The organism is Devosia sp. (genome assembly GCF_034675085.1).
In the GTDB taxonomy this organism is placed as follows: domain Bacteria; phylum Pseudomonadota; class Alphaproteobacteria; order Rhizobiales; family Devosiaceae; genus Devosia.
On record NZ_JAUCDN010000270.1, the window covers coordinates 1 to 4,385 of the forward strand.

Sequence of the window (4,385 nt, forward strand, 5' to 3'; positions counted from 1 at the left end):
CGTTTCTGCTGCCGGGCGGGCACCCGTTCTCGGAAAGCTCGCCGCTCCCGTGGCATCCATAGGCGAAAAGCTGATTCAGGTGAACGCCGCTGCCATCAGCCATGTCGTCAAAGCCCGAGCCTCGGGCGCACATTACAACGCCGGTGAGCAGTTTCCCTTCGTGGTCGGTATCGACGGCGTGGGGCGGCTGGAAGACGGCAGCCGAGTCTATTTCGCCCTGCCGCGACCGCCTTATGGAAGTATGGCCGACCTTATCGTGGCGGACGCAAGGCTTTGCGTCCCCGTGCCTGAGGGGCTTGACGACTTCACCGCCGCTGCGATCGCCAATCCCGGCATGTCCTCCTGGGCTGCGCTGAGCGAGCGCTCTCGGCTGAAACCGGGCGAGACGGTGCTGATCAATGGTGCCACCGGCACTTCGGGGAGGCTTGCGGTCCAGATCGCCAGGCTGCTTGGCGCGGGCCGCATTATCGCCACCGGCCGCAACGTCAAGGCTCTTGGCGAAGCAGAGGCGCTTGGCGCTGATGTGACAATCCAACTCGGCGAGGATAGAGAGCAGCTTGAGCGCCGATTCATGCAGGAGTTTGCCCGCGGCGTCGATATCGTGATCGACTATCTCTGGGGCCAAAGCGCCGAATGCCTGCTGATCGCTGCCGTCAAGGCAGGCCGTGATGCAGTGCCCATGCGCTTCGTTCAGGTGGGATCGGTGGCCACTCAGGACATTACCCTGCCAAGTGCGGTGCTGCGCGCTTCAGCGATCGAACTAATGGGCAGCGGCAACGGTAGTGTTCCGGTTCCTCGCCTGATCGAAATCACCAACGAGGTTCTTCGTGCGACCTCCTCCAACGATCTCAAGATTGCCTTCAAGCCGGTGCCGTTCTGCGATTTCGATCAGGCATGGCCGCTGGATGACAGCACCTGCCGCACCGTCTTTGTCATGAATACCGGAGGGGTGTGAGATGACGGCCGCTTCCTTGCCGGAGGATATGACCAGCGGGACGAAGATGCTTGACTGGCGGTTGATACTGCCGGTCTTCCTGGTCGTCAGCATATATGCCGCGGGCATGGCGGCTGTCTTGCCCGTGCTGCCCTTCTATATTCGAGAAATGGGAGGCTCGCCGCTGGTCCTCGGCATCGTCATCGCGACTGAAGCCTTCAGCCAGTTTTCGGCCGCCCCCGTCCTTGGTCAGCTTTCCGATCATTTCGGCCGGAAGCGGATTCTTCTGGCGAGCCAGATCGTCGGGGCCGTTAGCCTTCTGTTGCTTGCAAGCGCACCTAACGTTTTTTTCATCGTGCTCGCCCGCGCGCTTTTTGGAATGACCGCAGGAAACCTGTCGGCCGCCATGGCATACATAGCGGATCATTCGGACCCGAGGAATCGGCGGCAGGCCATCGGCATCCTGACCGGCGGGGTTGGTCTTGGAGGGATCGTCGGCGCGGGGCTTTCGGGCCTTCTATCCGATACGTCATTGACCGCGCCGAAGACCCCATTCGGGGGCAGTGTCATGCTGGCTCCCAGCCAGGCAGCAAAGGTGAAAAGTGGGCCCGGCACAGCTTGTGTTGCGCCATAGCCGGTCAGGAAAGTACCCGCACTGACCCAGCCGGATTGAACGGTCTCTGCCTCAAGAAGCGGCAGGACGACGTGGCCGCCACCGAACACCAGCGCCCCTGCTCGGTAAAAGCTGTCGGCCAAGGCCAGCCCCTGGTTCAGGCTGGCAAAGACCGGCAGGGCTGCAAGCAGCGTGGCAAAGGCCACCAGTGCGGCGGCTCCCAGAGCCTTTGGCACCGGCACGGAGGACCGAGTTTCGTCGACGACCTGTCCGCGCCGCAAAACTGCGCCGGCACCGGGTCCAAAAAGGATGGCCAGCATCATTCCGACCGACCCGGGTGCAACGGCCAACAGCAGCACGGCCGCGACGGCGATGCTGGCTCGCTCACGGTCCGGGCAAAGGCTGCGCGACATCCCCAGCACGGCCTGCGCAACGATGGCCACCGCCACGATCTTGAGCCCATGCAGCAGCCCCTGTGCCAGCGGCCCCTCGATGCTTGTCGCGGTCAGGGCGAGGATGATCAGGAAAACGGCCGAGGGCAGCGTGAATGCCATGAAGGCGGCCAATGCGCCACCCCAACCCGCCCGCATGAGACCGAGCGCGAACCCGACCTGGCTGGATGTCGGACCGGGAAGAAACTGGCAAAGCGCGACCAGATCGGCATAGGCGGCTTCGGACAGCCATCTTCGGCGCAGGACGAATTCATCCCGGAAATAACCCAGATGCGCGATCGGACCACCGAAGGATGTCACGCCCAGTTTCAGGAACGCGGCGAAGACCTCGCCGATGGAGCCGATGGACCGGGTAGGGGGATCAGCCATCTTGCCTGCCTGTCGTAGACTGTGCACACCGTTGCGTGCGTGAGATATCGGATTGATGACAGGCAGGAGAATACCCGTCGCCGCCGGAGGATAGCCGATGGGATTTCCGACCGGAATGGGTCGCCGACGCCAACCCTGCGCATCAAACCGCAATGACCGAATCCAACCCCGCACAGACCCGCCTGGCCTCGCGCCCCGCCATTCCCGGCAACGATCTGGATGCTGCGGATCGCCAGCCTGCTAATGGATGTCTCGTCCGAGATGATCAACGCGCTTTTGCCGCTGTATCTGGCCGGAGGGTTGGGGGCCTCGGCGCTGGAGGCGTCCGGGCCTGCCAGCCTTACTCTCGCCGCCGAGTGACGGCTATGGGAACCAGGCTCGCGGCAGCCTCGCGGACACGCTAAGGTTGAAGCGACGCGACAGCTCTGCGCGACCTGCCTGCCGTTCGTCGTGAGTACGAAGTGGCCGAGGCGTCATCGCGCAAAATCGTCGGGGAGGGCGAAAGTCATCTAAAGACATCGCCGCATCGCAGTCGAAGCAGCCTGGAGCACCAGACATCCGGGCATCAAGGGGATCCTCCGGCACCCGGCGCAAGACCAGTAATGCCGGAGAAAATGAACATCGCCCTAAGTTGGGAATTTGTATGCTCACTCTTAGGGCTTTGTCGCGCCGTTTTGGTCAGGCAGCGGCCATTGCAGCCGCCTTGCGCTTAGCATATCGCAGATCACGCTCTGCCTTGCGGGCGACCTCGTCCGCCACGACCCGGGCAATACGGTCGTCCATGGCGGATTTCCGAAGCTCAGTCTCGGCCGTCTTGGCCGCACGCTGCGCTGCTGCCTCCGATTCCAGCTGCTGCTGTTCTTCACGCTTTACTTGCTCGCGTTGCGCGCGCCGCTGGTCACGGGCTTGCGCAACGGCAACACGTTGAGCCAGCTTTGCGGCCTTTTCTGGAGCGGCCGTGGCTTGGGCCGTGCGAAAAGCATCAAGCATGGTTGCTTTGGCGGTAGCGGCATTTCCGCGACGGTCAGAGAATTCTTTGTTTCGCATTTTCTCTCATTGGATGGCCGTGTGTGATGGAGGTAAACGCGCATCAGGCCTGTTTCACGCATTTCCGCTGATCAATTGCCGAAGCGGCGAGCATATCACTCCGGGTTTTTTCAAGCCGCGCAGTGCGAAGCCGAAGCGTCTTTTCCGCACGCGCAGTTGTAATACTATCGTGCTCATTAAGTGCACGTTGACGGGCAAGAAACTGGGTCTGGGTTTTTCCAAAAGCTACTTCCGCCAGTTGTCTTGATTTACTGATTGTCTCGGTCATGGTCACACTTTCGGAAGGCCAGAAGGCCAGAAAACAAAGAGCCGGACAAAAATGCCCGACCCGGTGATTTTGGATTTCGCATGTCATGTTTGGGCTGTACGGCGCGAAAGCCCTGCAAATTAAGCCGCTTGCAGATTGCAGGCAGACATTTTGCCTGACTTGCTGTCGCGCTCAAGATCGTAGCCGATCTTTTGGCCCTCAACGAGATCGTGCATGCCGGATCTTTCAATCGCAGAGATATGTACGAAAGCGTCAGCGCCACCATCATCAGGTTGAATAAAGCCGAAACCTTTGGTGGAATTGAACCATTTTACTGTGCCGGTGGTCTCTATCCGCTTCTGGGTGTGCCCGGAGTGACCATGCTGGGCGCCGAGCTGCTGGGACTTGGCGCCGCGGGCTGGGCACTGGCGGCAGAGCCCTGGCAGTTGTTTGCGGCCGTGCTGGCGAGTGGTGCGGGATGGGTCGGCATGGGGGCGGCTGCAGTGAACGCGCTGATCGCCCCTTGGTTCGTCTTGCGCCGCCCGGCTGCGCTCGGCATGGCCTATAACGGTGCGAGCCTTGGCGGGGTGATATTCTCACCGCTGTGGATCGCACTGATCGCAGCTATCGGCTTTGTGCCGGCAGCCCTGGCGGTCGGGGGCGTCATGGTCGCGGCGGTCGTAACTCTGTCGGTACTGGTATTCCGGCATACGCCTGAAAGCA

At 61.6% G+C, this 4,385-nt stretch carries 6 protein-coding genes and 2 pseudogenes; 4 read left to right on the forward strand and 4 right to left on the reverse strand.

Annotated elements, in window-relative coordinates; genetic code table 11:
- Nucleotides 1-955: zinc-binding alcohol dehydrogenase family protein (locus VDP82_RS14415; RefSeq protein WP_323015539.1), on the forward strand; the 955-nt coding region annotated here is incomplete at its 5' end.
- A 106-nt stretch (nt 956-1,061) separates the two neighbouring features.
- Nucleotides 1,062-1,451, forward strand: a pseudogene (locus tag VDP82_RS14420) (MFS transporter); the annotation flags it as partial.
- Here VDP82_RS14420 and chrA read toward each other — a convergent pair.
- Nucleotides 1,358-2,368, reverse strand: coding sequence for a chromate efflux transporter (gene chrA / locus VDP82_RS14425; protein WP_323015540.1), 1,011 nt, complete (start codon nt 2,366-2,368; stop codon nt 1,358-1,360). The pseudogene VDP82_RS14420 and the gene chrA overlap by 94 nt on opposite strands.
- A gap of 219 nt (nt 2,369-2,587) precedes the next feature.
- Between chrA and VDP82_RS14430 the strand changes: the two genes are divergently transcribed.
- On the forward strand, nt 2,588-2,728 hold the full coding sequence (locus VDP82_RS14430) for a hypothetical protein (RefSeq protein ID WP_205295609.1): 141 nt from the start codon (nt 2,588-2,590) through the stop codon (nt 2,726-2,728).
- Between the two features lie 318 nt (nt 2,729-3,046).
- Here VDP82_RS14430 and VDP82_RS14435 read toward each other — a convergent pair whose 3' ends face one another.
- The 3 genes from VDP82_RS14435 to VDP82_RS14445 form a co-directional block, all read right to left on the reverse strand.
- The gene (locus VDP82_RS14435; RefSeq protein WP_205295280.1) at nt 3,047-3,415 is read right to left on the reverse strand and encodes a DUF6481 family protein; all 369 of its coding nucleotides are present in this window, start codon (nt 3,413-3,415) and stop codon (nt 3,047-3,049) included.
- Between the two features lie 43 nt (nt 3,416-3,458).
- A complete protein-coding gene (locus tag VDP82_RS14440) occupies nt 3,459-3,683 on the reverse strand; it encodes a hypothetical protein (protein ID WP_205295281.1) in 225 nt (74 codons plus the stop codon).
- 119 nt (nt 3,684-3,802) lie between these two features.
- On the reverse strand, nt 3,803-4,015 hold the full coding sequence (locus VDP82_RS14445; protein WP_205295600.1) for a cold-shock protein: 213 nt from the start codon (nt 4,013-4,015) through the stop codon (nt 3,803-3,805).
- Here VDP82_RS14445 and VDP82_RS14450 point away from each other — a divergent pair.
- Nucleotides 3,923-4,385: pseudogene (locus tag VDP82_RS14450) on the forward strand (hypothetical protein); the annotation flags it as partial. The gene VDP82_RS14445 and the pseudogene VDP82_RS14450 overlap by 93 nt on opposite strands.

Coding starts and splice junctions, on each gene's coding strand:
- VDP82_RS14430 (WP_205295609.1), top strand. CDS start 2,588: ATGCTGCGGATCGCCAGCCTGCTAATGGATGTCTCGTCCGAGATGATC.
- VDP82_RS14440 (WP_205295281.1), bottom strand. CDS start 3,683: ATGACCGAGACAATCAGTAAATCAAGACAACTGGCGGAAGTAGCTTTT.
- chrA (WP_323015540.1), bottom strand. CDS start 2,368: ATGGCTGATCCCCCTACCCGGTCCATCGGCTCCATCGGCGAGGTCTTC.
- VDP82_RS14435 (WP_205295280.1), bottom strand. CDS start 3,415: ATGCGAAACAAAGAATTCTCTGACCGTCGCGGAAATGCCGCTACCGCC.